This window comes from Pseudoduganella ginsengisoli, from assembly GCF_009720865.1.
GTDB lineage: Bacteria > Pseudomonadota > Gammaproteobacteria > Burkholderiales > Burkholderiaceae_D > Rugamonas > Rugamonas ginsengisoli.
Map to the genome: position 1 here is coordinate 902,147 of NZ_WNLA01000001.1, position 24,394 is coordinate 926,540.

At 61.0% G+C, this 24,394-nt stretch carries 22 protein-coding genes and 1 tRNA gene; 10 read left to right on the top strand and 13 right to left on the bottom strand.

The genetic code is table 11. The features are described 5' to 3' along the window. Positions 1 to 45: 45 nt before the first annotated feature. A complete protein-coding gene (locus tag GM668_RS03915) occupies positions 46 to 747 on the bottom strand; it encodes a response regulator transcription factor (RefSeq protein WP_155437569.1) in 702 nt (233 codons plus the stop codon). Next, positions 744 to 2,882 carry a 7TM-DISM domain-containing protein gene (locus GM668_RS03920; RefSeq protein ID WP_170305468.1) on the bottom strand — a complete coding sequence of 713 codons (2,139 nt, stop codon included), beginning with the start codon at positions 2,880 to 2,882 and terminating at the stop codon, positions 744 to 746. The genes GM668_RS03915 and GM668_RS03920 overlap by 4 nt, the downstream gene beginning before the upstream one ends. Before the next feature lie 190 nt (positions 2,883 to 3,072). Here GM668_RS03920 and GM668_RS03925 point away from each other — a divergent pair, with 190 nt between their 5' ends. The 3 genes from GM668_RS03925 to GM668_RS03935 all read left to right on the top strand — a co-directional run bounded on the left by GM668_RS03925 (position 3,073) and on the right by GM668_RS03935 (position 4,673). Further along, positions 3,073 to 3,702, top strand: coding sequence for a biotin/lipoyl-containing protein (locus GM668_RS03925; protein ID WP_155437571.1), 630 nt, complete (start codon positions 3,073 to 3,075; stop codon positions 3,700 to 3,702). Between the two features lie 81 nt (positions 3,703 to 3,783). Further along, on the top strand, positions 3,784 to 4,041 hold the full coding sequence (locus GM668_RS03930) for a YkgJ family cysteine cluster protein (RefSeq protein WP_155437572.1): 258 nt from the start codon (positions 3,784 to 3,786) through the stop codon (positions 4,039 to 4,041). Continuing rightward, the gene (locus GM668_RS03935; RefSeq protein WP_155437573.1) at positions 4,029 to 4,673 is read left to right on the top strand and encodes a GNAT family N-acetyltransferase; all 645 of its coding nucleotides are present in this window, start codon (positions 4,029 to 4,031) and stop codon (positions 4,671 to 4,673) included. The genes GM668_RS03930 and GM668_RS03935 overlap by 13 nt, the downstream gene beginning before the upstream one ends. A 13-nt stretch (positions 4,674 to 4,686) precedes the next feature. Here GM668_RS03935 and GM668_RS03940 read toward each other — a convergent pair whose 3' ends face one another. From GM668_RS03940 to GM668_RS03950, 3 genes are all read right to left on the bottom strand, one after another. Continuing rightward, entirely contained in the window at positions 4,687 to 4,962 is a 276-nt protein-coding gene (locus GM668_RS03940) for a DUF6881 domain-containing protein (protein WP_155437574.1), read from the bottom strand. Continuing rightward, on the bottom strand, positions 4,962 to 6,059 hold the full coding sequence (locus GM668_RS03945) for an alpha/beta hydrolase (RefSeq protein ID WP_155437575.1): 1,098 nt from the start codon (positions 6,057 to 6,059) through the stop codon (positions 4,962 to 4,964). Before GM668_RS03945 ends, GM668_RS03940 begins: the two co-directional genes overlap by 1 nt. Before the next feature lie 161 nt (positions 6,060 to 6,220). Further along, positions 6,221 to 7,201 (bottom strand): aldo/keto reductase, encoded by a 981-nt coding sequence (locus tag GM668_RS03950; RefSeq protein WP_155437576.1) that lies wholly within the window; start codon positions 7,199 to 7,201, stop codon positions 6,221 to 6,223. Positions 7,202 to 7,436: 235 nt separating this feature from the next. On the opposite strand from GM668_RS03950, the gene GM668_RS03955 reads away from it, so the two are divergent. After that, a complete protein-coding gene (locus GM668_RS03955) occupies positions 7,437 to 8,270 on the top strand; it encodes an undecaprenyl-diphosphate phosphatase (RefSeq protein WP_155437577.1) in 834 nt (277 codons plus the stop codon). A gap of 14 nt (positions 8,271 to 8,284) precedes the next feature. Then, positions 8,285 to 10,105, top strand: a complete 1,821-nt coding sequence (recQ, locus tag GM668_RS03960) for a DNA helicase RecQ (protein ID WP_155437578.1) — start codon at positions 8,285 to 8,287, stop codon at positions 10,103 to 10,105. On the opposite strand, the gene GM668_RS03965 is transcribed toward recQ, so the two are convergent. Beyond that, positions 10,102 to 10,545, bottom strand: a complete 444-nt coding sequence (locus tag GM668_RS03965) for a hypothetical protein (RefSeq protein ID WP_155437579.1) — start codon at positions 10,543 to 10,545, stop codon at positions 10,102 to 10,104. The genes recQ and GM668_RS03965 overlap by 4 nt on opposite strands. A gap of 22 nt (positions 10,546 to 10,567) precedes the next feature. Beyond that, complete coding sequence (locus tag GM668_RS03970; RefSeq protein WP_155437580.1) at positions 10,568 to 11,485, bottom strand: helix-turn-helix transcriptional regulator; 918 nt, start codon at positions 11,483 to 11,485, stop codon at positions 10,568 to 10,570. Positions 11,486 to 11,646: 161 nt separating this feature from the next. Between GM668_RS03970 and GM668_RS03975 the strand changes: the two genes are divergently transcribed. Continuing rightward, entirely contained in the window at positions 11,647 to 12,549 is a 903-nt protein-coding gene (locus tag GM668_RS03975) for a DMT family transporter (protein WP_155437581.1), read from the top strand. Between the two features lie 9 nt (positions 12,550 to 12,558). Next, on the top strand, positions 12,559 to 14,319 hold the full coding sequence (locus GM668_RS03980) for an amidohydrolase (protein WP_155437582.1): 1,761 nt from the start codon (positions 12,559 to 12,561) through the stop codon (positions 14,317 to 14,319). A 3-nt stretch (positions 14,320 to 14,322) separates the two neighbouring features. Here the strand turns inward: GM668_RS03980 and trmB are convergent, their stop codons facing one another. Continuing rightward, positions 14,323 to 15,003: a tRNA (guanosine(46)-N7)-methyltransferase TrmB gene (gene trmB / locus GM668_RS03985; protein ID WP_155437793.1), complete on the bottom strand. Its 681-nt coding sequence runs from the start codon at positions 15,001 to 15,003 to the stop codon at positions 14,323 to 14,325. 155 nt (positions 15,004 to 15,158) lie between these two features. Between trmB and GM668_RS03990 the strand changes: the two genes are divergently transcribed. From GM668_RS03990 to GM668_RS04000, 3 genes are all read left to right on the top strand, one after another. Then, positions 15,159 to 15,668 carry a hypothetical protein gene (locus GM668_RS03990; RefSeq protein ID WP_155437583.1) on the top strand — a complete coding sequence of 170 codons (510 nt, stop codon included), beginning with the start codon at positions 15,159 to 15,161 and terminating at the stop codon, positions 15,666 to 15,668. 142 nt (positions 15,669 to 15,810) lie between these two features. Further along, entirely contained in the window at positions 15,811 to 17,292 is a 1,482-nt protein-coding gene (locus GM668_RS03995) for a DUF4214 domain-containing protein (protein ID WP_170305470.1), read from the top strand. Between the two features lie 151 nt (positions 17,293 to 17,443). Continuing rightward, positions 17,444 to 17,650 (top strand): hypothetical protein, encoded by a 207-nt coding sequence (locus tag GM668_RS04000; RefSeq protein WP_155437585.1) that lies wholly within the window; start codon positions 17,444 to 17,446, stop codon positions 17,648 to 17,650. A 10-nt stretch (positions 17,651 to 17,660) separates the two neighbouring features. Here the strand turns inward: GM668_RS04000 and GM668_RS04005 are convergent. From GM668_RS04005 to GM668_RS04025, 5 genes are all read right to left on the bottom strand, one after another. Then, positions 17,661 to 17,734 (bottom strand) — tRNA-Gly (locus GM668_RS04005). A 71-nt stretch (positions 17,735 to 17,805) separates the two neighbouring features. After that, complete coding sequence (locus GM668_RS04010; protein ID WP_155437586.1) at positions 17,806 to 18,819, bottom strand: TraB/GumN family protein; 1,014 nt, start codon at positions 18,817 to 18,819, stop codon at positions 17,806 to 17,808. A 134-nt stretch (positions 18,820 to 18,953) separates the two neighbouring features. Then, entirely contained in the window at positions 18,954 to 20,399 is a 1,446-nt protein-coding gene (locus GM668_RS04015; RefSeq protein WP_155437587.1) for a flagellin N-terminal helical domain-containing protein, read from the bottom strand. Positions 20,400 to 20,505: 106 nt separating this feature from the next. After that, entirely contained in the window at positions 20,506 to 22,101 is a 1,596-nt protein-coding gene (locus GM668_RS04020; RefSeq protein ID WP_155437588.1) for an SEL1-like repeat protein, read from the bottom strand. 9 nt (positions 22,102 to 22,110) lie between these two features. Continuing rightward, positions 22,111 to 24,387 (bottom strand): putative bifunctional diguanylate cyclase/phosphodiesterase, encoded by a 2,277-nt coding sequence (locus tag GM668_RS04025; protein WP_155437589.1) that lies wholly within the window; start codon positions 24,385 to 24,387, stop codon positions 22,111 to 22,113. Between the last annotated feature and the right edge of the window lie 7 nt (positions 24,388 to 24,394).

Here is a 24,394-nt window from a genome sequence, read left to right on the forward strand (position 1 = left end):
GCACGCCATGCAGCCGTACCTGCATATTGCCGCCTCAGTAACAAGCTACGCCCGCTGCGACGACGATTCCGCCTTCTCTTCAAAGTAGTAACCAACGCCATACATTGCGTGAATAAAGCCCCGGTCCGGCGCCAGCTGTTTCAGCTTGCGCCGCAAATTCTTCACGTGGGTGTCGATGGCGCGGTCGCCGATATCGCGCATTTCCACGCTCATCGCATTGATCAGCGCTTCACGCGTAAAGACGCGGCGTGGCGCGGCAGCCATCGTGCGGAACAGGCGTTCCTCGATGCGGGTAAATGGCACGGGCTGGCCATCAAACTGCACGCGCTCATTGGCGTCACCAATCACGAACCCCGTTTGCACCGGCTTGACCTTCAATGACGGGTCGGCGCGCCGCAGCATCGCATGCACGCGGGCCACGATTTCGCGTGGAGAAAATGGCTTGCACACATAATCGTCGGCGCCGGAATTGAGGCCATTTAACCGGTCCTCTTCCGATGACAGCGCTGTCAGCATCAGGATCGGTACGGCGCTGGTCTGGCGCGCGGCGCGGCATACTTCAATGCCATCCATTGATGGCAAGGTGACGTCGAGGATCACGACAGACGGTTCGTCATCGACAATGGCGCGCAGCGCATCCCTGCCGTCGGCAACGCGCTGCACACTGAATCCTTCGCGCACCAGGTAGTCCGACAGCACGCCCGCGATCTGGTCATCGTCTTCTGCGATCAGCACTCGGTAACTCATGACGCGTTGTCCTCCGGGGTGTACGGCAATTCAATCCGCACCAGCACGCCGCCCAGCGCGGAACCGGCGACGCCAATGGTGCCATGGTGCGCATCGACGATGGCGCGGCAAATCTTCATGCCCAGGCCACTGCCATCGCTGCGGCGGCTGCGCGCCGCTTCTGCGCGGAACAGCGGTTCAAACACTTGCGCCAGTTCGTCGCGCGACAAGCCCGGCGCGCTGTCCTCAATCACGATGCGCACCCGTTCTTCCAGCGGCGTGACCCGCACCTCGATGCGGCCCGGCGCGTCCGTGTACGCAATGCTGTTCGACAGCAGGTTGATCAGCAACTGGTTGATTCGTGCGCTGTCCCATATTGCCGTGGTTTGAGGTGCATCGCAATGGACTTCCAATACCAGCCCTTTTTTGCGGGCTTCACCGGCAAAATAAGGCGACAAATCCAACAGCAATTGCTGGTAGTCGAGCGGCGCGAATTTGCAGCGCAGCGGGCGCAAATAGCTCATGGCCAGCTCGTGCAAGTCATCGACCAGCCTGGTCAAGCGGTCGCACGTGCGGTACAGCGATTCCACGTGCGCCATGTCGATCGGATGCACGCCATCGAGCATGGCTTCGATTTCGCCCACCAGCCCGGCCAGCGGCGTGCGCAGTTCGTGGCTGATTTCCGCGATCCAGTGGCGCCGCGCTCCTTCCAGGCGGGCCAGCGATTCCGCCATCGCATTGACGCTGACGGCCAGCGGCTGCATGGCGCCATCTTCAGGCAAAGCGAGGCGCGCCGTGAATTCGCCGCCCGCCACACGCTGCGTGACGGCGCCCACTTCCGCGATAAAGGCTGCGCGCCGCTCCATCGCCGCCAGCGCATTGGTGCGGTTGACCATTTCTGCTTCCAGAAAGGCATTGCGTTCGGCCAGCGCCCGTTCATGGTCCCGTTCCAGCTTGCGCTGGCGGTCTTGCGTGCGCCGTACGTGGTCGTGCTGCGCCACGGCCAGCAACAGCAATTCTGCAAAATAAATGCCCTGGAAATTCACGAAGCCGTCATACGCATACAAGCCCATGCGGATGCCGGCCAGCCCGACCGCCACCGGCACCGTACTGCACAGCTGCGCAAAGAAAAACCAGCGCGCATGCACCATGCCCATGCGCCACGCATGCCATGCCGCCACCGCCGTGATTGACGACATCGACATCAGCACCAGCGTCAGTTGCGTGACGGGTGTGAATATGCCGGCCAGCCGCATGCCGATACCGATGCACGATGCCGTCATCATGGCCACGAAGATGCGGTCGAAACGGGGCATGCGGGTGCGCGTTTGCAGGAATTCGCGGGCAAACAAGATCAGGAAGATCGTCTGCACCAGCATCAGCATGTGCAGCAAATTGTTGAACAAGTCCGGATCGTCGAAATGCAGGAAGCGCGCGAAGTGGCCATTGAAGCCGATCCACGTGGCGATGGTGGCCAGCGCATACAAGCCGTAGGTGGAAAAGCGCCGGTCGCGCGCCACGGCGGCGCCCACCATCGAGGAAAACGCCAGCGCCAGCGGCACGCCATACAGGATGCCCAGCTGGTTTTCACTGCTGGCCATGTTCGACACAAACGATGCCAGCGTATCGAGCCGGAACACCATTTGCATTTCCGCTTTATTAATGTTGCTAAGGCGGACATACACTTCCACGCTTTCGCCCGGCGCCGACGTGAATTTAAAGCTGGGCAAATGCGCAGGCAACTGGCGCTCGGCCACGCGGGTGCGGTCGCCCGCGATTTCATGCATGCGCACGAAGCCCGACAGTACCCACGTCTCCACGTAATCCGTAAAGGGCAAGCGGTGCTGCAATACCCACACCACCGGGCGCGGGTCAGGATTGGCCAGCGTAAAACGGATCCAGTAAGCGGAAGCCGTGAAGCCTTTGGTAAAGTTATCCGCCGTGAGTTCCGTATAACTCGGCGCGGGCAGCGCGCGCACCTGGTCCAGCGTCATCTGGCCGGACGGGTCTTCCACATATTCGAGCTTTCCTTCTAACCGCAGCGGAAAGTTGTCCGGCAATTCCATGACGGTGCGCGTGGCCAGCGCGCCGGACGATGCGCCCAGAGCGAACAAGAGGAAAAACAGGCGGAACAGCCAGACCGTCAGCGAGGGCATCGCACGCGCCCTTTGCATTATTGAAACAGAAATTGTAACGCAGACATACAACACTCTCCACATTATGGATTGAATGTTCACAATTTCTCCACAACTGTTTTGTATCCTCACCAACCTGCCTGAACGTCACGCCCAGACCACTGCGTGCGGCTGGCAATAACGACAACAACGCTTTTGGGATGACACAAACATGCTACAGGCTTCAAAGGCGCCAGCCCCACAATTGCTGGCCAAATTCGCACTGGGCGCCATCGCGGCCCTGATCCTGCCGATGCAGAACGCCAGTGCAGGCGCCGGCAACTCGCTGGCAGCCGCCCGCCCGTCCTACCAGGAACAGGTGGATTTACGCAACACGGAAGGCTATACGGAATCAGCACGCCTGTGCACGCTGCGCGCCGCAGCCAGCGGTGAAATCACCGCCATGCTGGTGCGCGCAGGCGACAAGGTGAAAGCGGGCCAGGTATTGGCGCGTGTCGGCCACTCGGAAATCACTGCGCCGTATGACGGCATGGTGTCTGCCGTGCTGGCGCATGTCGGCGAAACCGCGTCATCGGGCCGCCACTTGCTGACGGTCTTCGACCCAACCCGCATGCGCGTGGTGGCGTCGATTCCCCGCTCCAAGCTGCGCGACGTGAACCTGGACCAGCCGGTGGAAATTGAATTCCCATCGGTTAACCAGCGCATGACCGCACACAAAGTCATGGTGATTTCGCAGGCTGAACGCCCGATGCAAATGGCCAAGGTGTACCTGGAACTGGGGGCCACCAGCGGCCTGCAGCCAGGCCAGCTGGCACGGGCGAATTTCACTTCCGGCAAGTAATTAGCATCGTCAGAACTTCAGATAGCGGGTGCGGGGTGTGCGGTACAATCACCCTTTAGCCCGCTAGTTTTTTTGGTTCTTATGGAATGCCGTCCCAACTGCGGCGCTTGCTGCACGGCGCCGTCCATCACGTCCCCTATCCCTGGTATGCCGAACGGCAAGCCTGCCGGTGTCCGCTGCATTCAACTGGCCGATGACAACCGCTGCCTGATATTCGGCAAGCCGGAACGGCCCGCGTTTTGCGGCGGGCTGCAGCCGGCGGCTGACATGTGCGGTGACAGCCGGGCATATGCGATTCGCTGGCTGGGGGAATTGGAGCGGGCGACATGTCCGAACTGACGTCCGTCGACCCAGCATTGCTTCGCCGCTGGCTGACGGCACGCTCGGTCGCCCGTGGATTGCCGCTCCCCGTTCCCGATCATGGCGGCCTGCGGGTCGATACCGGGTCGCCGCAGGAGCGCCGCCGCTACGTCTTCGCCAGACCGTCGCCACGCCTGCGCGAACTGGCATTGACGGTAAATGATCCCCTCACCGTCATCAAAATGTGCGGCTCGGGCGAACAATTGCTGGCGCTGATGCCGCCGGGATGGCAGCTGCGCCAAATGGGTTACCTGATGACGCACGAAGGTGCGCCCATGGCGGCAGCGCCGCTGCCTGCCGGTTACCGGCTCGCGGTTTCCGTGGAAGGGGCGGCAACCGTTGCGCGCATTTTCTTTGAAGACGGTTCAGCCGCTGCCAGCGGCTTTGCCATCGAACACGATGGCGTATTTATCTTCGACACTATCGTGACGGAAGCAGCGCACCAGCGCCGGGGACTAGGTAAAGCACTGATGGCGGCTCTGGGCGCCACGCAGCAAAATCCGTTGTCGCGCCGCGTGCTGGTGGCGACGGAAGATGGCCGGGCCTTATACCTGGCACTGGGTTGGACCGTGTTGTCACCGTATGCGACTGTGGGGTTGTGCGGAGATTAACTTGGCGGGCAGTTCAACCACGCGTGTACTGGTCCCACAGCACAGCAAATTCCTCCGCACTGATCACCGCCCCATGCCGCTGCGGATCGGCGTTGATGCGCTCCAGCTCCGGCACCGGCGCCGCATCCAGCTCCGTGCTGCCAAACGCAAAATCCGCCTCCGCATACCCTACCCCACGCGTACGGAAAAATTCCAGTTTGCGCACTTCGTACCGGTGCGCATCGAGTTCCGACACGATGCGCACCGGCCGTTCATCATCCGTATGCAGCCACAGTACGTCGACGTACATCACCGCTTCGTCTTCACCGCTAATGGCCGCACATAATCCAGCAAACTCACCAGCATCTTGCCCGGCTCTTCCCACGGCATCATGTGGGCGGAATGTTCAAACATCACCGTGCGTTTATAAGGCGCCTTCACCTTGCCCATCCACTCGACGGTGGGCATAGCCGGTGTCGTGTAATCGTGGCGGCCCAGGAACATCACGACGGGAATCGGAAACGTGCGCACGCCTTTGAAATCCACGGCCACGAATTCCGGCAGGATTTTTTCCAGGGTGTATACGTTGCCTTCATCGATGGCTTTCACATCGGCCTTGTCATATTCAGGCGACAGCAGCGGCCCGTCGAAGAAATACAGCGACGAATCGCGGTAGGCCGTCATGCCGCCATAGTATTGCGGCCACTTGCGCGCAATGATGATGCGCTCGCGCGTGATCGGCTGGTCGCCCGGATAGGGCGCAATCGACGCCAGTTCCTTCTGCGCTTCGTCATTGCCCTTTTCCTTCGCCGTCTTCACCGCATAGTCGTAGAGGATGCGTTCATTGTCGCGCACATTGATGACTTGCCCGACGCCGACATAGGCATGGAACAAATCCGGCCGTTTTATCGCGGCGTGCATGCCGACGATCGTGCCCCAGCTGTGGCCCAGCAAAATCACCTTGTCCTTGTGATAGCGCTTGCGCACATATTCCGCTACTTCAATCGCGTCATCGACATAGCGGTCAATGTGGATGGTGCCGGCAATCGATGCGGGATCTGTTTCGCGGTAGGTTTTACCGGCGCCGCGCTGGTCCCAGTGCACCACCGTGAAATATTCTTCGATGGGACGCTGGAATTGCCACAGGGTTGGCATGGCTGTTGAGGCGGGGCCGCCATGCACGAACAGGATGATGGGATTGTTTTGATCCTGGCCGCGTACATTGAGCCACTGGTCGATGCCGCCGATACGCGTCTTGTACGTTTCCTGAATGCCGCCCGGCGTCAGGATCCGCCCCAGGTCCGCCACCACGGCCCGCTCCTTGCAACCACTGTCGCTCGTCGCGCATTGCTGCGCGTAAGATGCCTGCGCCATCAACAACATCATTGCCACCGCCAGCTTCTTCATCCTGCGTCCCCCGTGTGATTGAACGAAGCCGACAGTGTGACACGAGCAACATTGCCCCGCAATCAACACGCGATACGCTACCTTTGGTTGCCTATAATTCCCTCATCAACCAGGAGAAAACTGCATTGCTGAAGTCGCTTGGCCACGGTGGCTAACCCGTATTAATTAAAGCCCGCCACCGCGTGCGGGATATACGCTTCTTCCAGCAAGCGGATTTCTTCCTTCGTCAATTTGACTTTCAGCGCCGCCACCGCGTCATCGATATGGCTGTTTTTCGCCGCACCGATGATCGGCGCCGTCACTTCCGGCTTTTGCAGCACCCATGCCAGCGCCACCTGTGCGCGGGGAATGCCGCGCGCTTGCGCCACCTGTTTGACACGCTCCGCCACGATGCGGTCCGCCGCTTCCGTTGCCGTGTACATTTCCTTGGCAATCAAATCCGTCTCCGAACGGTGGCTCGCCTCATCCCAGTCGCGCGTCAAGCGGCCGCGCGCCATCGGGCTCCATGGAATCACGCCGATTTGCTCATCCGCGCACAGCGGCAGCATTTCCCGCTCTTCTTCGCGGTTGATCAGGTTCAGCTGGTTTTGCATGCTGACGAACCGGGTCCAGCCATTGCGCTCGGCAATATGCAGCGCCTTGGCAAATTGCCACGCATACATTGACGACGCGCCAATGTAGCGGGCCTTGCCGGCCTTGACGATGTCATGCAGCGCTTCCAGCGTTTCTTCGATCGGCGTGTGGTAATCCCAGCGGTGGATCTGGTACAGGTCGATGTAATCCGTGCCCAGGCGGCGCAAGCTGTTGTCGATTTCCGCCATCAGCGCCTTGCGCGACAGACCGCGCTGGTTCGGCCCTTTACCCTGCGGGAAAAACACTTTGGTGGCAATCACCACTTCATCGCGGCGCGCAAAATCGCGCAGTGCGCGGCCCGTAATTTCTTCGCTGGTGCCGTCCGAATACGAATTCGACGTGTCAAAGAAATTGATGCCGGATTCCAGTGCGTGGCGGATGATGGGACGGCTCTTGTCTTCATCCAGCGTCCATTCATGGCCGCCGCGGTCCGGCACGCCGAAGGTCATGCAGCCCAGTACCAGGCGGGAAACTTTCAGGCCCGTACGGCCCAGGTTGACGTATTCCATAGCATTCTCCGAGTTATGGGAAAGTCAATATAACCTGCTTCCGCCACGCTCACTAGATGCATAGAGTGATAAGACTAACAACTGACAGTTGTAAATCCTCTACCGCGGCCCAACTCGGCGTCCGGCATGGCCGGGTAACAGGGTAAAATACCGACCTCCTGCGCACGGTACAGCTTGGCAGTGCGTTCCACATGGTAAGCTTCGACTCCCCGCCGTTTCCTGATTGACAATAAACATGGATATCACTCTCGCATTACAGGCCTTCATCATGGGCCTGGTAGAAGGCTTTACCGAATTTTTGCCAATTTCCTCCACCGGCCACCTGATTCTGGCCGGCAGCCTGCTGAATTTTGTCGGCGAAAAAGTCAAAGTGTTTGAAATCGTCATCCAGGCTGGCGCCATTGTCGCCGTCATGTGGGAGTACCGCGTGCGCATCGCCACCGTGTTGTCCGGCATGTTCAGCGACAACCGCTCGCAGCGCTTCATTTTCAACCTGATCATCGGCTTCCTGCCGGCTGCCATCCTCGGCTTCCTGTTCAACAAAGCCATCAAAGCCAAACTGTTTGCGCCTGTGCCGGTAGCGCTGGCGTTCATCGTTGGCGGCTTCATCATCCTGTGGGTGGAAAAGCGCGCCAAGAATGCGCCGCATGCCGTGCGCATTCACTCGGTGGACGATATGAGCCCGATGGATGCTTTCAAGGTCGGCTGCGCACAGGCGCTGGCGCTGATCCCGGGCACCAGCCGCTCCGGCGCCACCATTATCGGCGGCATGATGTTTGGCCTGTCGCGCAAGGCTGCGACGGAATTTTCATTCTTCATGGCGATCCCGCTGCTGTTGATGGCCACTGCGTATTCGCTGTTCAAGGAACGCGCGCTGCTGTCGGCGACGGATTTGCCGATGTTCGGCATCGGCCTGATTTCGGCTTTCATTTCCGCGTTCCTGTGCGTGCGCTGGCTGCTGCGCTACATCAGTTCCCACGACTTTACGATTTTTGCCTGGTACCGTATCGTGTTTGGTCTGGTAGTGATCGCCAGCGCCTATTCGGGTCTGGTTGTCTGGGCTGACTGATTTTCCAAGAAGTAATGAACGACATCGCCGACCGCTCGCTGCACTTGCTGCAAACCGTCTTTGGCTACCCGGCTTTCCGGGGCCAACAGGCGGAAATTGTCGAGCATGTCGGCAATGGCGGCGACGCGCTGGTCTTGATGCCGACCGGTGGCGGCAAATCGCTGTGCTACCAGATTCCCGCGCTGGTACGCGACGGCGTCGGCGTCGTCATCTCGCCGCTGATCGCGCTGATGCAAGACCAGGTCGACGCGCTGGAAGAAGTGGGCGTGCGCGCCGCCTTCCTGAATTCTACCCAGACCTTTGAAGAAACCAGCCGCATCGAGCGGCTGGTGCGCACCGGCCAGCTCGACCTCGTGTATGTGGCGCCGGAACGCTTGATGACGCAGCGCTGCTTCGACCTGTTCCAGGATTCGAAGATTGCGCTGTTCGCCATCGATGAAGCGCACTGCGTATCGCAATGGGGCCACGACTTCCGGCCCGAATACATCAAGCTGTCGGTCCTGCACGAATACTTCCCGGACGTGCCCCGCATTGCGCTGACGGCGACAGCGGACCAGCAAACGCGCGCGGAAATCGTGCACCGCCTGGCGCTCGACAATGCACGCCAGTTCGTGTCGTCGTTCGACCGCCCCAACATCCGTTACCAGATCGTTGAAAAGGCTAATGGCCGCAAACAGCTGATCGACTTCATCACGGCCGAGCACCAGGGCGATTCCGGCATCGTGTACTGCCTGTCGCGCAAGAAGGTGGAAGAGACGGCGGAATTCCTCGTCGAACACGGCATCAAGGCGCTGCCGTACCACGCCGGCATGGAACACGCGAAGCGCGCCAATAACCAGGCCCGCTTCCTGCGCGAAGACAATATCGTCATGGTGGCCACGATTGCGTTCGGCATGGGTATCGACAAGCCGGACGTGCGCTTTGTGTGCCACCTGGACTTGCCGAAATCGATCGAAGGCTATTACCAGGAAACCGGCCGCGCGGGCCGCGATGGCATGCCGGCTTCCGCATGGATGGCGTATGGCTTGCAAGACGTGGTGCTGCAGCGGCGCATGATTGACGAATCCGACGCGGATGAAAATTTCAAACGCGTGCTGAGCATGAAGCTGGACGCCATGCTGGGCCTGTGCGAAACGCTCAGCTGCCGCCGTATGCGGCTGCTGGAATACTTTGGCCAGCCGGCCACCCCGTGCGGCAATTGCGATACGTGCCTGATTCCGCCCGTGTCGTTTGACGGCACCGTGCAAGTGCAAAAGCTGCTGTCCGCGATTTACCGCGTCGACCAGCGCTTCGCGGCCGGCCACGTGGTGGACGTGTTGCGCGGCGTGGAGAGTGAGCGGGTGCAGACGTGGCACCACGATAAATTATCCGTGTTCGGCATTGGCGCCGATATTTCGGAACAGGAATGGCGCTCGATTCTGCGCCAGGTGATTGCGCTGGGCCTGGTGACAGTCGACCACGAACAATATAGTTCGCTGAAGCTGACGGATGCGGCGCGCCCCGTGCTGAAGGGCGAACATAAAGTGCGCCTGCGCCAGTACCAGAAACCCGTCAAGCACAAACGCACGTCGGCATCGGCTGCCAGGGATTACCAGGAAACCGCGCTGTCGTCCGGCGAACAGGCGATCTTCGACAAGCTGCGCTGGTGGCGCGTGGAAACCGCGCGCGAACACAATGTGCCCGCGTACACGATCTTCCACGACGCGACCCTGCGGGAAATCGCGAAAATCCAGCCCAACTCCTTGGGAGAGCTGCGCGGCATCAGCGGCGTCGGCGAGAAAAAGCTGGTGTCATATGGCGACCAGATTCTCGCCATCGTGGCGGAGATGTCTTAATCCAGCTGCGAGCTGGCCTGCATTTCCACCAGCCTCCCCTGCTTGAAGTCCAATGTCAATGTGCTCATGTCGCAGCCGGCTTCAAAATGGCCGCCGACACGGGCAGGCTTGACGCCGAGCCGCTGCAGCAAGGCGCGCTTGCTTTCACCCGTCATCAGGCGCTGCTGCACGGACATCACGTGCTGCCGCCCGTCGCGCACGAAGTATTCCACGGTCGTTCCATTATGCTCAAGCCGAAAGAGTTCGATCTCCTCCAGTTTGGCAGTTGATTTGGCCTGTTCCGCCCTGTCTGCGGCCAAGTCCGCCGCTTCAGCGTAGCGGGCCAAAATATAGTCGCAAACGGCCGACATGTTGTAGTTGTCTTGCCCGGCGTGGGCGGGAACGCACAGCAGCGCCGCCAGTGCGCAGGCGCCGCGTTTCATGATTGAGAATATTGTCATATGCGCATCATACTGCGCAACCTCATGCCAGCGCCAGCCGGTACTTTCCAGGCGGCGCCCCAACGCCGGCTTTGAAACGGTGGCTGAAGTGGCTCAGGTCCGCATAGCCGCACAAATCCGCCACTTGCTGTAAGGGCAGCACGGTTTCCTTCAACAGCGCCCGCGCGCGGTCCAGCCGGCGCTGCGCCACCCAGCTTGACGGCGGCATGCCGAACGATACGCGGAACATGCGCGCCAAATGGAATTCCGATAAACAGGCAATCTGCGCCAGTTCGCCCAAGGTAATGGGCCGCGCCAGGTTGGCGTCGATGTACTCGGCCAGGCGGCGCCGCACGGCCACCGACAAGCCGCCCCGCAAGCGCGCACCGGGATCCGTCATGGCCTGCGATTGCAGCAGTTCCGACAGCGCCGCATGCGTGATTTCATTCACGCGCAACAGGGCATCGGGCCCCTGCCACGGCGTCGCCACTAATTGCTCGCACAGCGCCAGCAACTTCGGATGTTCGAAATACGTGCGGTCAGCCAGCGTCAGTTCGCGCGGTTCGCGGTCCAGTTCCAGTACGGCGCGGCTGGTGAAGTGTTCCGGCATGAAGTACACGTGCAGCAGGCGCAAGTTGCCCCGCACCAGCCATGACGACTCATGCCAGTCCGGCAACGTGCACAGCCGGTTTGGCCCGCCATACAGGCCCGGCGTGCCATTGCGCTCCGTGCGGTAGCCGCCGCCCAGGTAGCAAGAAAACGTGTGGTGGCCAGGCTGCGAATAAATGGTTTCCGCTTCAATGGTTTCGCGCTGCCAGATGGCTGCCGCCATGCCATCGCCCAGCCACGCGAAGCGCTCCAGGGTCGCATCCGTGCCGCACATCGTCTTGAAGACGGCGTGTGAAATCGCATCCGCACCGGGTGCGAAGGAAGCAGCAGCGGAAGGGGAAAAGGTGGCCATGCAGCCAGTCTAGCATCCGCGAAGCCTGTTTGCCGGACACTGGAAAAAAGTGCGCAAGATCAGACAATCAGCCTGAAAACCCGCCGCATTTGCGCAATCTGAGACAAGTCCGGCGCAGTTGGCGCACGCAAGATGGCGGCATCGCATCAAGGAGCACCATCATGAATATCTTTCTCTACCTGCTGACTGTCCTGATCTGGGGCACCACGTGGATTGCCATTAAATTCCAGCTGGGCGCCGTCCCCGCCCCCGTGTCGATTGCCTACCGTTTCTGGCTGGCCGCCGCCGTGCTGCTCATCGTCTTGAACGTGCTGCGCAAGCCGGTATGGCCGCCGCGCGCCGCGTGGCGCTACTTGCTGGCGCAGGGTCTGGCCCTGTTTTGCTGTAATTTCCTGTGCTTTTATTACGCCAGCCAGTGGGTGCCGAGCGGCTTAGTCGCCGTCGTGTTTTCCACGGCGCCGATCTTGAATGCACTGAATGGCCGCCTGTTCCTGGGCCGCGCCATCAAGCCGCAAGTCATCGCAGGCGCGCTGCTGGGCTTAACGGGGATTGCGCTGCTGTTCTTGCCGCAAATGCAGGGCCACTGGAACGACAGCGGCATGCTGGCCGGCCTGGCGCTGGCGCTGCTGGGCACGTTGTTCTTTTCAACGGGGAATTTGCTGTCGAGCCGCATGCAGGCGCTGGGCCTGACGCCGTGGATGACCAACAGCTGGGCCATGCTGATCGGCGCCTCCGTCCTCACGTGCGGCGCGCTGGCGCTGGGCATGCCATTCACATTCGAGCCCGGCGCGCGCTATCTCGGGTCGCTGCTGTACCTGGCAATTCCCGGCTCCGTCATTGCGTTCACGGCGTACCTGTTGCTGGTGGGCCGCATTGGTCCGGACCGCGCCGCCTATTCCACAGTATTATTCCCCATCGTGGCGCTGACCGTGTCCACGGTATTTGAAGGCTATCACTGGAGCGCCGCCGCATTGGGCGGGCTGGCGCTGGTCCTGGCTGGCAACCTGCTGGCCTTCATGCCGGGCCTGCGCTGGCCCTTCAATAATAAACCCGCACTGGAATAGGAGCACCGCATGGCAGCAGCTGGCAGGACCCTCGCGTTACTTTTCTCCCTCCTGCCGGCCGCCGTCTGGGCCGCGCCCGCCGATACGGTCTACCGCAACGGCTACGTCTACACCATCGATGCGCACAACAGCGTGCAGCAAGCGCTGGCCGTGCGCAACGGCCGCATCGCCTATGTCGGCGATGATGACGGCGCCGGCGCGCATATCGGCCCGAAAACCCGCGTGATTGATTTGCAGGGCCGCATGCTGATGCCCGGCTTGATCGACGCGCACATGCACCCGCAATCGGGCGGTTCGCGCTTACTCAATTGCAGCCTGGATTACCAGCGCCTGACGGTGCCGCAATTCCAGGCCCGCATCCAGGCGTGCCTGGACAAAGAAAAAGATGACCCGAAACGGTGGCTCATCGTCGTCAACTGGTTCCAGCAAGGCATGCAGCCGGAAAACGTGGACATGACGCACGCCGCGCTCGATGTGCTGAAGACCAGCCGCCCGATTGTCGTACGCTCGTCATTCGGCCACTCCGTGCTGCTCAACAGTAAAGCAATGCAGCTGGCCAAAGTCACGCGCGATGCCAAGGCGCCGCCGGCCGGCAAGATTGCGCGCGATGCGCAAGGCGAACCGACCGGCATCCTGGAAGATGCAGCGCAGGATTTGGCGATGGATTTGCTGCCGCCGCTGACGCCGAAAGAAAACCTGTCCGCCACCAAAGCCGCGCTGGACGCCATGCGGCGCCAGGGCGTGACGACCTTCCTCGATGCGTTCACGGACCCGGAAACCTTGACGGCCTACCGCGACGTGCAGCGCGCAGGCAAACTCACGGCCCGCGCGCATTTCGCCGTGCTGATCGATCACGATAAAGACGCTCCCGGCAAACGGGTGGCTGCCGCCGTCAAGCTGGCAAAGCAATTCGACCAGGGCGCCGTCCGCCCCGCCCCATCGATGCAAGTGCGCCACGCCAAGCTGTTCATGGATGGCGTGATTTCCGCGCCCGCCTTCACTGGCGCGATGCTGGAACCGTACTGGGTCAACCGGGGTACGGCTGAGCAGCCGGACTGGGGGCCGGGCACGGACAACGGACCGGCAAGCTACTTCAGCCCCGCACTGCTGCGCGCCACGCTCAACGCGCTGGCCAAGGCCAAACTCGATCCGCACATCCACACGGATGGCGACCGCGCCGTGCGCGACACGCTCGACGCCTTGCAAGACGTGCGCAAGACTGCCGCAGGCAAAGCCTTGCGGGCCGCGCTGGCGCACGGAGAAATCATCGACCCCGCCGACTATCCCCGTTTCGTACAACTCGATGCGACACCGGTGCTGTCCTTCCAGTGGGCCAAGCCGGCGCCGGACACGATCGGTGCGCTGAAGGATTACATGGGCCCGAAACGCTATGAAACCGTGGAGCCGCAAGCCGTGCTGCAAGCGGCCGGCGCGCGGATAGCCTTCGGCAGCGACTGGCCGGTTGATCCGCTTGACCAGTGGTTTGCCTTGAAAGTGGCGGTGACCCGCATGGCGGCGCCGGACGCCGGACCCGAATATGCGGGCCGGCTGACGCAGCAACCCGGCATGACGGTGGCCGACGCATTGCGGGCCATGACCATCAATGCGGCTTACACGCTGCGCATGGAACAGCAGACCGGATCGCTGGAAGTGGGCAAGCTGGCCGATATGATCATCCTGGACCGCAATGTGTTCGACATTGCACCGGAAGACTTGGCCAGCGTGAAGGTGGAGCAGACGGTGGTGGGAGGACGCACCGTCTGGCCGTGAAGATTATTTTTTGGTGAACACCAGGTCCCACACGCCATGGCCCAGTTTCAGGCCGCGGTTTTCAAACTTGGTCAGCGGGCGGTAAGCCGGTTGCGGCGCATAGCCGTCCGCCGTGTTTTGCAGCCCCTCCTCGGCGCCCAGCACTTCCAGCATTTGCACGGCATAGTCTTCCCAGTCCGTTGCGCAGTGCAGGTAGCCGCCCGGCGCCAGCTTTTGCACCAGGTGCTTGACGAATGGCGCCTGGATCAGGCGGCGCTTGTTGTGGCGCGCCTTGTGCCACGGGTCCGGGAAGAAGATGTGCACGCCGGCCAGCGAATGATCGGCAATCATGAAGTTCAGCACTTCCACGGCGTCATGCTGGATGATGCGCAAGTTCGACAGGTTTTGCTCGCCGATGAGTTTCAACAGGCTGCCCACGCCAGGCGTGTGCACTTCAACGCCGATGAAATCTTTTTCCGGCATGGCGGCGGCAATGTGCGCCGTGGTGCCGCCCATGCCAAAGCCGATTTCCAGGATCACGGGCGCCTTGCGGCCAAACGTTTGCTCGTAGTCCAGCGGTGCTTTGTTGTATTCAACGAGGAATTTCGGACCCTGCTCTTCCAGCGCACGCGCCTGTCCGGTCGACAGGCGGCCGGCGCGCGTAACGAAACTGCGGATGCGGTGCTCGGTCGGGTCATACAGCATGCCGCGCACAGGGCTGGTATTCGGCTTGTTATCAGGCGTATCAGAAGACATGGATGTGCATAAAAATCAGAGACAATCCACCATTATACGTCCGTTGCCGCCATCTTCCTCCAGCCTGCGATAATAGCGGCCTTGTTATCTCCACTGTGACTCCTATGATCGATGCACTCTTGCTGGCCGCCATGGCCCTGTCGCTGGCCGCCATGGCGTGGCTGCTGAAAGGCGGCTTCCGCCCGCCTGCGCCGCCGCCATCGGCGCTGAAAGACATGCGCGCCTACACGCCGCCTGCGCCGCCGGCGCCGGGTGCACACTGGTCCGACGGCGGCCGGCTGCAAACGGAAGTGGTGGCCGAATCGCGCTATGCGGACACCGTACGCGAACTGGCCGGTGAACATGGCGATGATGGCGCCGACACGCGCCTGCAAGCGGTGTTGATGGTCGACCAGGCGAATCCGTATGACGACAAGCCTGTTGCTGTTTTTATCAGTGGCCGCATGGTCGGCTACCTGGCGGCCAAGGATGCGCAAGCGTTCCGCCAGCAGCAGGTGCGGCAAGACATCGTGGGCCAGGCCGTGTCGTGCGACGCAGCCATCCGCGGCGGCAAACTGTGGAATGGCAAACGGCTGACTTATGCTGTATGGCTCGATATCGAACCACAACGGTAAAGCTTGCAGTGTTGTTGCAATTCTGACCTCGAGTTCATTCCCAGCCCGCCGATAACGACAGCAGGCGGGCCGGTTCGTATAATGGTGGAATCCCCGTAAGCTGCATGGACGTGCCATGACGGCGTGTTTTCATGGAGTGAGTATGGCCACCGTCGCAATCAATTTTTCACAAGCGACCATCGATGCACTGGCAGCGCAGCGCGCCAGTGCTCCCGCAGCACCCACCTTGGGCAAGGCCATCGACCAGGTAATCCAGGCCGGCTATAGCTTCTCTGCCAACCACTATTTTTACAGCGACATCTTGCTGGCCACGCCGGAAAGCTGGCTGACGTACCCGGATGGCGGCTACCAGTATTTTTATGGCATGACGAAGACCGGCGCCACCAGCGGCGCCATTACCGCCACCATGCTGGAAGACTATGCGCCGGATGCTTACCGGCTGGTGTATGAGGGACAGCTGAAATTCAGCTATACGACCAATGCGGACAACGGCGTGGTGCTCACCAACGAGGGCGGCGCCGTCACCCGCGTCACGCTGGAATCCCGCCTGGCGCCCGATGATGCGAAGTACGACAAGGTATTTGGCAATACCACGACGGTCTTGAGCGGCACGCTGTCCAGCGACAATGCCGTCCAGTTCAACAGCACGATCAACGCCATCAACCTCAGCGCGGACAATGTGCTGGCGTCGGCCAAAATCGCCGGGACCATCAACGCTTCCGGCAATACCGCCGACGTCGGTCTGGGCACATCCAGCGCCATGCTCAGCGGCACGGTGACATCGCTGCAGCAAACCTACACGGATGGCAGTACCTTCACGTTCAGCGGTACGGTCGCCGCCACCAGCGCAATGGCGCTCGATGAACGCCTGCTGTCCGACAGCACGTATTTCTCCGGCAATGACACCATCAGCGTGACCATGCCGGCCACCCTGCCCACCGCTTATGCCGTCAACAGCGGCGATGGCAATGACCGTATTACCATCACAGGCGGCGGCAGCATGCTGTCCGCCAATGGCGGCAACGGCGACGACACGTTCGTGCTGGGCGACCATGGCCATACGGTGACAGGCGGCGCGGGCATGGACAGCGCGATCTTCAGCGGCGCGCGCGCATCGTATGCCGTGGCCGCCAGCACCACGGTTACGGGAACTAGCACGGTCGCGGCCATCGGCGGCGCCACCGATACGTTGTCCGGCATCGAGCGCATCCAGTTTGACAACGCCTACGTGGCGCTGGATATCGCGGGCAATGCGGGCGAGGTATTCCGCCTGTACCAGGCAGCCTTCAACCGCGTACCCGACCTGGGCGGCCTCGGTTACTGGATCAAGCAAGTGGACAATGGCCTGGCCCTGCAAACCATGGCGCGCTACTTCACGGAGTCCGCCGAGTTCCAGGCGTTGTATGGCGCCAATCCGGCCAATGACGCCCTGGTGACGAGCTTTTACCACAATGCGCTGCATCGCGATCCGGATGCGGGCGGCTTTGCATACTGGCTTGACGTGCTGAACCGCAAATTGGTATCGACGTCCGACATGCTGGGCTTTTTCAGCGACAGTGCGGAAAACCAGGCAGCCGTGCTGCCGGCCATCCTGACCGGCATTGCCTATACCCCATATAACTGACGCCACTGTGGCGTGGCTGCCATGTTGGTACCATTAACAGCTTGTAAAGCGTAACTTTACGATAGTAATATCAAATCGAAAGATTTCTTATTCCGGTGCAAGCAGCAAAGGGCGCCGGATGCTCACCTCGTGCGCTTTAAAGGAGAGTCTCATGACAAAGCATGGTCCGAAATCTTGCCAGCGCACCGATCAACGGACGGAAGCCATCGTCCAGCATGCGATCGCGCTGATGTCCGTCGCCGGCGTTCAAGAAGCGGCACGCTACCTGCGGCGTTTCAACGTCGCGCCTGAAACCATCAAACGTATCGTGGGAAATGGCCGGCGCCGAATCGTGCCGGTGCACGCTGGCGCGCGCTGAAGGGAATGTCTGGAGCGGGTGAAGGGAATCGAACCCTCGTCATAAGCTTGGGAAGCTTCAGCTCTACCATTGAGCTACACCCGCATGCCTCGCATTCTACGCGGTAAAGCGCGGCATTGGCAAATCCGCAATGTGCCTGCTGCGCGCAAGAGGATTTATTCGGGCGCCTGTACCTTGTAGCCCTTCGCCTGCAACTCCGCCAGCAAGCCGTTTGGATTCATTAACTCGCGCATCGACAACAGTGCGAACGTGCTGTTGTTGGCTGCCAGCGCTTTTTCCGCCGCGCCCAGCCACTTGCTGCGCTGGCGCTGCTCGGTTTCTTTCAGCGCAGTCTGGTCGCGCATGCCGCCGGCGCCAAATATGGCGTCCTTGCATGCCTGTTCCACTGTATTGAAATCGACTTTGCGGATCACATCCATGTCGCCGATGGCCCACGCAGCCGCCCGCGCGCGCATGACGCCGATGTCGGTTTCCAGCCGGTCCAGCGTCTTGGCAAAACACGCCGCGTCATCCATCGGCGACTTCTTGAAATTTCGGACCGTCTTGACCGGGTCTTCAAATTCGAGCTCCACATGCATGGACGTGAATTTCACGTTGTGCTGCTTGGCCAGCTTATCGATCGACTTGGCCACGTCGGAGCCATTCGACAAGCCCGCGTGCGACAAGCCTTTACGCATCAGCGCTTCGGCGGCAAAGAACGGGCGCTGGCGCTCGATGCCGTCATCTTTGCCGATATACTTTTCTTTCAGCGCCAGCCAGCGCGCATAAGTTTCGGCCGGCACCACATCCTTGAGTTTTGCGCCATCGGGATTGTTTTGTACGCCGGGCAGGAATGGCAGTACCGTCAGGCCGCGAAAAAAGCCGACGCCGATCGATACCCCCGGCAAGCCGATATATTCCTGCGATTGCGCCAGGATGGATTCCACTTGCTGCGAACGCCATTCCATTTTTTCCGGCAGCGGGCCATAGGTGCCGAAGATCCACAGCACATGGTCGCCGCTGGAGACTTTCCACAGCCCCGGTCCCGGACGCTGGCCGGAGATTTGAACGGTTTGCAGTTCGGAGGCTGCTGTTTCAGGCTGGGTTTCAGCAGGCGCGGTCTCGGACTGGGACCAGGCCGGCGCCATCGCGGCGCACAGGCACAGGGCGGGGAGCAAGCGTTTCAACATCAGTCATCTCCTGGAAGTGGGAAGCTGATGTTACATCGGAGAAATTTAAATCTAACAACGAATTCGTTACAAATTGTTCAAGGTGGCGGCCGTACAATGGACTTCGAACCTGTCCTGAGGTGTCACCACAGGCATTAAGCCCGCAGCAGCAACAGCGCCTGATTCGGCAATGAATTTGCCTGCGCCACCATCGCCATGCCGGCCTGCTGCAAGATCTGGTTGCGCGTCAATTGCATGGTTTCAGCGGCGTAGTCCGTATCGAGGATGCGGGAACGGGCGGCGCTGGCGTTTTCCACGCTGTTGACGAGGTTATCGTGTGCGTGCGTCAGCCGGTTTTCCGTGGCGCCCAGCGATGCCCGCATGGCGTTGATTTTGTCCAGCTTGCCGTCGATGAAGTCCAGCATGCTTGTCGCGCTGGCTGCCGTGCTCAAATCAATCGGCGGGTCGCCAGAGCCTACCGCCCGCAATACCATTTGCGTGGCGCCGGTCGCCTGCGGCTTGACGATGCCTCCCGCAAACCCTGCCGCGCCCGGATTGCTGCCCGCAATGGTGAGGTTATCCGCATCGACCGACGCAGTATTGGTCAGGGTAACCGTTCCATGGTACATAGTCGCCGCCAGCCCCAGCGCTGCCGCTGCCGGGCCGCCAATCGCAATGTCGCGGCCATCCGTGGCTTCCAGAGTAATCGTGGCGCCACTGGCGCTGGCCACGACGCCTGAGCCGCCGCTGGCGCCGCTGATGGCGCCGGCCGCCGCCGCAGCCAATGCTGCCGGGGTGGCGCCGGCAAAAGCGCCAATACTGACGCCGTTGATGGTTAAATCGCCCGCCGCGGCGCCACCGCCAGCCCCAGCCGTGCCGGTGACTTTGTTTTCCGCCAGCGCCGTCACGTCCGGCGGATTCGCATTATTGATGGCGCGCGCCACCGACCACGCGGAAAAACTGTTTTGCCCCGGGTTCACACCGGCAGTCGACGCGCCAATCACGGCGCCATTCAACACCAGGCTGCCCGCAGCCAGCGCTCCCTGCACCTGGCCAATCGCCTTGACTTGCATGACCGGCGTGTCCACCAGGCTGACCTGGGTCTGGTTAATGGGTAGCACGGCGGGAATAGCCAGCGACACAGTCTGCCCCACCTTATCGCCCACCTGGAAATCTTCGCGGAACGACCCATCCAGCAAATTCAAGTTATTGAATTTGGCGCCCCGCACGATGTCGTAATTGGCCTTCATCAGCGAATTGACTTCGCCCTGGATCGATTTGCGGTCGTCGCTGGTGTACGTGCCATTGGCTGCCTGCACGGCCAATTCGCGGATACGCTGGAAATTCTCAGCCAGCTGGCTGGCAGCGCCATCGGCCACCTGCACCAGCGAAATCCCGTCATTGACGTTCTTTGCCGCCCGGTTCATGCCATTGACACCGGCCGTCAGCCGCTCGGAAATCGACAGCCCCGCCGCATCATCTTTGGCGGAATTAATGCGCGAGCCGGACGACAGCCGCGCCAAACTGACGCCAACATCGGAACCCGAGCGCAGCAAGCTGCGACCGGCATTCATTGCATCGATGTTGGAGTTTATTTGCATTTTGCCAATTACCCAGGGGAAGGCGCTTCTACGCTGGGTAACGGCAAAAAACCGGCAGGTCTTTAACTGCCGGAAACAATCAGCAATTGATTTGCTGTCAAGAAAGTCAGGCTGGCAATAATTCCATGCGCTGCTGGACCACCGCCAGTTGCGCCTCATCCATGCGGCTGGACGCCGCCTGCATATACCGGGCCGCGCCTTGCGCACCGCCCTTGTCCGCCATGGCCAGCCAAAGCCACGCCTGCGCCATATCGGCCGGTACACCCTGGCCGCTGTAATACATCAGGCCCACATTGAACTGGGCCCGCACGTGGCCCTGCTCGGCCGCCTTCAAATACCACGTCAGCGCCTGGCCGTAATCGCGGGGCACGCCCTGGCCCGTGTCGAAACGCAGCGCGATTTCAAACTGCGCCAGCGCATGGCCCTGCTCCGCTGCCTTGGCAAACCACTGCGTCGCCTGCGCCGGATCGGGCGCAGGGCCGTCATCGCGGTCCAGCAGGCAGCCCAGGTTGTATTGCGCCGCTACGTAATCCTGTTCAGCCGCCTTACGGTACCACGCCAGCGCCTTGCGCGCATCCTGCGGCACGCCGCGCCCTGTTTCATAGCGCAAACCCAGGTCGAACTGCGCGCGCAAATGGCCCTGGTCCGCTGCTTTGCGGTACCAAAACACGGCTTCCTGCGCATCTTGCGGCACCCCGTGGCCATTATCGTAAAGCAGTCCCAGATGGTACTGGGCCGCAGGGAAGCCCTGTTCCGCCGCCTTGCGGTACCACTGTTCCGCGCGCTGGTAATCCTGCGCCACGCCCTGGCCATGGTCATAGCGCAAGCCCAGGTTGTTTTGCGCGGCCGCGTGGCCCAGGTCTGCCGCTTTGCGGTACCAGTGCAGCGCTTTTTGTTCATCGCGCGGCACGCCGTGGCCATTGTCGTAAATCAGGCCCAGGTTGAATTGCGAACTCGCGTGATCCTGCTCCGCCGCGCAGCGGTACCACTGGATGGCTTGCTGGCTGTCTTGCTGCACGCCGTCGCCCTTGTCGTAGCGCAGGCCGAGATTGAACTGGGCCGGTGCGTAGCCCTGGTTGGCCGCCTTGCGGAACCATGAAATTGCCTGGTGCACGTCTTGCGGCACGCCCTGGCCATTGTCATAGCGCAGCGCCAGATTGAATTGCGCACGCGGATAGCCTTGTTCCGCCGCCTTGCGGTACCAGTGGATCGCTTGCCTGAAATCCTGCGGCACACCTTTGCCGGTGTCATACATCATGCCCAGGTTGTTTTGCGCGCCCGCGTCGCCCTGTTCGGCCGCCTTGCTGAACCAGTACATGGCTTGCTGCGTATCGTTCGGCACGCCCTGGCCTTTTGCATACATCCAGCCCAGGTTGTACTGGGCGGCAGCATAGCCCTGCTCGGCCGACAGCTGGTACCAGCGCGCCGCCTCCGTCAAGTCCATGGCGACGCCCTGGCCTTTCTGGTACATGACGCCCAGGTTGTATTGCGCATGTTCCAGCCCCGCGTTGGCGGCTTGCCGGTACCACGCCAGCGCCAGCTCATAACTTTGCTCGACGCCCTGCCCATTGAAGTACATGAAGCCCAGGCTGTGCTGGGCATTGGCCACGCCCCGTTCCGCCAGATCCTTTACCCGCAAAAATTCCGCAGTGTATGTGCTGGCGCCTGAAGCATCCGCTTCCGTGGCCGAATAAGTACGCATGCTGTTGCCTTATGCCTGGATCGCCACCATCGATGGCGCAGCGTGCAATACCTGGGGCGCCAGGTCGCCCGCTTCCTGCTTTTGCAGCACTGTGATGAAGTCTGTCAGTGAAATCGGGCGATAGTACAGATAGCCCTGCATCGTCGTGCAGCCATTCGCCTGCAGGTAGCGCGCCTGCGTCGCAGTTTCCACGCCTTCCGCCACCAGATGCAAACCGAGTCCACGCGCAATGGAAATGATGGCGAGGATGACGGGATAGTGGCCATGCTCGTCGTGGATTTCCTTTACAAATGACTGGTCGATCTTCAGCGTGTGGATCGGGAAGCGGTGCAGGTACGACAGCGAGGAATAGCCGGTGCCGAAGTCATCGATGGCCACCGACACGCCCAGCTGGCACAGCTTGTTCAGCTGCTCGATCGCATACAGCGGATTACGGATGCAAATGTTTTCCGTGATTTCCACTTCGATCTGCGCCGGCGAAATGCCATAGCGCGTCAGCGCACCGCGCATCTTTTCGAAGAAATCGCCACGGTCCAGGTATTGCGGCGACAAGTTCAGCGACAGGCGCATATGCTCGCCGCCCGCAGCATTCCACTGCAGCAGGTCGCGGCACAGCGCGCCCAGCATCCAGTCCGAAATCGGCAGCATCAAGCCGTTTTCTTCCGCGAATGGCAGGAACTCACCGGCCGACAGCAAGCCGCGCTGCGGATGGTTCCAGCGCATCAAGCCTTCCGCGCCAGTGATGCGGCCCGTGTTCACGTCGATTTGCGGCTGGTAATACATTTCCAGCTCATTGTTTTCCAGCGCGCGGCGCAGTGCCTGCTCCAGCGCGATCTTCTGGTGCGACATGTCCAGCATCGAGTTGTGATAGAAGCTGTGGCCATTCTTGCCCAGCGCTTTCACCTGGTACATGGCGATGTCTGCATGGCGCAGCAGTTCATCGATGGTCTCGCCATCGGATGGATAAATCGCGATACCGATCGACGCGGAAATGTGCACCTGGTGGCCATCGAGGTCGAATGGCTTTTGCAGCGTTTCCAAAAACTTTTCCGCGATGACTTTCGCATCCTGGCGGTCGCGCAATTCCGGCAGCACGATGGTGAATTCATCGCCGCCCTGGCGCGCCAGCGTATCGCCCTTGCGCAGGCATTCCTTCAGGCGCAGTGCGGCCTGCTGCAGCAGCTCGTCGCCCTTTACGTGGCCCAGCGTATCGTTGACCAGCTTGAAACGGTCAAGGTCGACGAACATCACGGCCAGTTCCGTCAACTTGCGCTTGGCCTGAATGACTGCGAGGCCCAGGCGGTCCTTGAACAGCATGCGGTTCGGCAGGTCGGTCAGGATGTCATGGTACGCCTGATATGAAATCACTTCTTCCGCGCGCTTGCGGTCCGTGATGTCGCGCGCCACGCCATAGATGCCGAAGTGCTGGTGGCGTATGTGGTCGCGCGTCTGCTCCCGCATCTGGTCGATATCCGGCACGTGCATGCCGATCGCATTGAGCGGTATCGTCATCAACGTATTGCTGAACGTGCGCTCGATGCCATTGCCTTTGCAGCGCAGGCGCAATTCAACATTGCGCGACGCGCGTTCATCCGTGCGGCGCTCCGTGAACACGTAGCGGGCCCGTTCCTGGTCTTCGTCGTGCACGAGCACCGAGTAGTGCCTGCCGATCAATTCATCGCGCGTAAAGCCCAGCAACTGGTAAGCGCGGTCATTGACGAAGGTGATGTGGCCTTCGTGGTTCAGCGTATAAATGATGTCCGGCGAACTGTCGACCAGGTAGCGGTACATGCGCTCGGAATTTTCCAGGCGCTGCGCGATTTGCTGGTTATCGACGGCCAGGCGGCGCTTTTGCAGCGCGTTTTCCACCGTCTTCAGCAATTCTTCGCGGCTGTACGGCTTGCGCAGGTAATCATAGGCGCCCCGCTTCAGCGCACCGATGGCGGCTTCAATGCCGACATCGCCGCTCATCACGATCACGTCCGCATCGATGCCTTTGCCGTTCATGAAATCCATGATTTCATGGCCGCTCATATCGGGCAGGCGCAGGTCGAGCAGCACCAGGTCGAAATGCAGGCGGTTCAACTGCGCCAGCGCTTCGCTGCCGCAGGTGGCCGTGACCAGGGTGTAATCGCGGTCGCGCAGTAATTCATACAGCGACGACAACAATCGGGGTTCATCGTCCACCAGTAACAGCCGCGGGCAGTAATCGCTGGTGAGCGGTACCGCGTGCGGCGCGTCAGTTGCCAGGTGCAGGGTTTGGGCGTTGGCAGAAGTCGCGTTCATCGTGGGT

What these genes read in the sequence shown, in the direction of transcription:
- GM668_RS03915 (WP_155437569.1), bottom strand. Translation starts at nt 747, where the DNA reads ATGAGTTACCGAGTGCTGATCGCAGAAGACGATGACCAGATCGCGGGC.
- GM668_RS03920 (WP_170305468.1), bottom strand. Translation starts at nt 2,882, where the DNA reads ATGCCCTCGCTGACGGTCTGGCTGTTCCGCCTGTTTTTCCTCTTGTTC.
- GM668_RS03925 (WP_155437571.1), top strand. Translation starts at nt 3,073, where the DNA reads ATGCTACAGGCTTCAAAGGCGCCAGCCCCACAATTGCTGGCCAAATTC.
- GM668_RS03930 (WP_155437572.1), top strand. Translation starts at nt 3,784, where the DNA reads ATGGAATGCCGTCCCAACTGCGGCGCTTGCTGCACGGCGCCGTCCATC.
- GM668_RS03935 (WP_155437573.1), top strand. Translation starts at nt 4,029, where the DNA reads ATGTCCGAACTGACGTCCGTCGACCCAGCATTGCTTCGCCGCTGGCTG.
- GM668_RS03940 (WP_155437574.1), bottom strand. Translation starts at nt 4,962, where the DNA reads ATGTACGTCGACGTACTGTGGCTGCATACGGATGATGAACGGCCGGTG.
- GM668_RS03945 (WP_155437575.1), bottom strand. Translation starts at nt 6,059, where the DNA reads ATGAAGAAGCTGGCGGTGGCAATGATGTTGTTGATGGCGCAGGCATCT.
- GM668_RS03950 (WP_155437576.1), bottom strand. Translation starts at nt 7,201, where the DNA reads ATGGAATACGTCAACCTGGGCCGTACGGGCCTGAAAGTTTCCCGCCTG.
- GM668_RS03955 (WP_155437577.1), top strand. Translation starts at nt 7,437, where the DNA reads ATGGATATCACTCTCGCATTACAGGCCTTCATCATGGGCCTGGTAGAA.
- recQ (WP_155437578.1), top strand. Translation starts at nt 8,285, where the DNA reads ATGAACGACATCGCCGACCGCTCGCTGCACTTGCTGCAAACCGTCTTT.
- GM668_RS03965 (WP_155437579.1), bottom strand. Translation starts at nt 10,545, where the DNA reads ATGACAATATTCTCAATCATGAAACGCGGCGCCTGCGCACTGGCGGCG.
- GM668_RS03970 (WP_155437580.1), bottom strand. Translation starts at nt 11,485, where the DNA reads ATGGCCACCTTTTCCCCTTCCGCTGCTGCTTCCTTCGCACCCGGTGCG.
- GM668_RS03975 (WP_155437581.1), top strand. Translation starts at nt 11,647, where the DNA reads ATGAATATCTTTCTCTACCTGCTGACTGTCCTGATCTGGGGCACCACG.
- GM668_RS03980 (WP_155437582.1), top strand. Translation starts at nt 12,559, where the DNA reads ATGGCAGCAGCTGGCAGGACCCTCGCGTTACTTTTCTCCCTCCTGCCG.
- trmB (WP_155437793.1), bottom strand. Translation starts at nt 15,003, where the DNA reads ATGCTGTATGACCCGACCGAGCACCGCATCCGCAGTTTCGTTACGCGC.
- GM668_RS03990 (WP_155437583.1), top strand. Translation starts at nt 15,159, where the DNA reads ATGATCGATGCACTCTTGCTGGCCGCCATGGCCCTGTCGCTGGCCGCC.
- GM668_RS03995 (WP_170305470.1), top strand. Translation starts at nt 15,811, where the DNA reads ATGGCCACCGTCGCAATCAATTTTTCACAAGCGACCATCGATGCACTG.
- GM668_RS04000 (WP_155437585.1), top strand. Translation starts at nt 17,444, where the DNA reads ATGACAAAGCATGGTCCGAAATCTTGCCAGCGCACCGATCAACGGACG.
- GM668_RS04010 (WP_155437586.1), bottom strand. Translation starts at nt 18,819, where the DNA reads ATGTTGAAACGCTTGCTCCCCGCCCTGTGCCTGTGCGCCGCGATGGCG.
- GM668_RS04015 (WP_155437587.1), bottom strand. Translation starts at nt 20,399, where the DNA reads ATGCAAATAAACTCCAACATCGATGCAATGAATGCCGGTCGCAGCTTG.
- GM668_RS04020 (WP_155437588.1), bottom strand. Translation starts at nt 22,101, where the DNA reads ATGCGTACTTATTCGGCCACGGAAGCGGATGCTTCAGGCGCCAGCACA.
- GM668_RS04025 (WP_155437589.1), bottom strand. Translation starts at nt 24,387, where the DNA reads ATGAACGCGACTTCTGCCAACGCCCAAACCCTGCACCTGGCAACTGAC.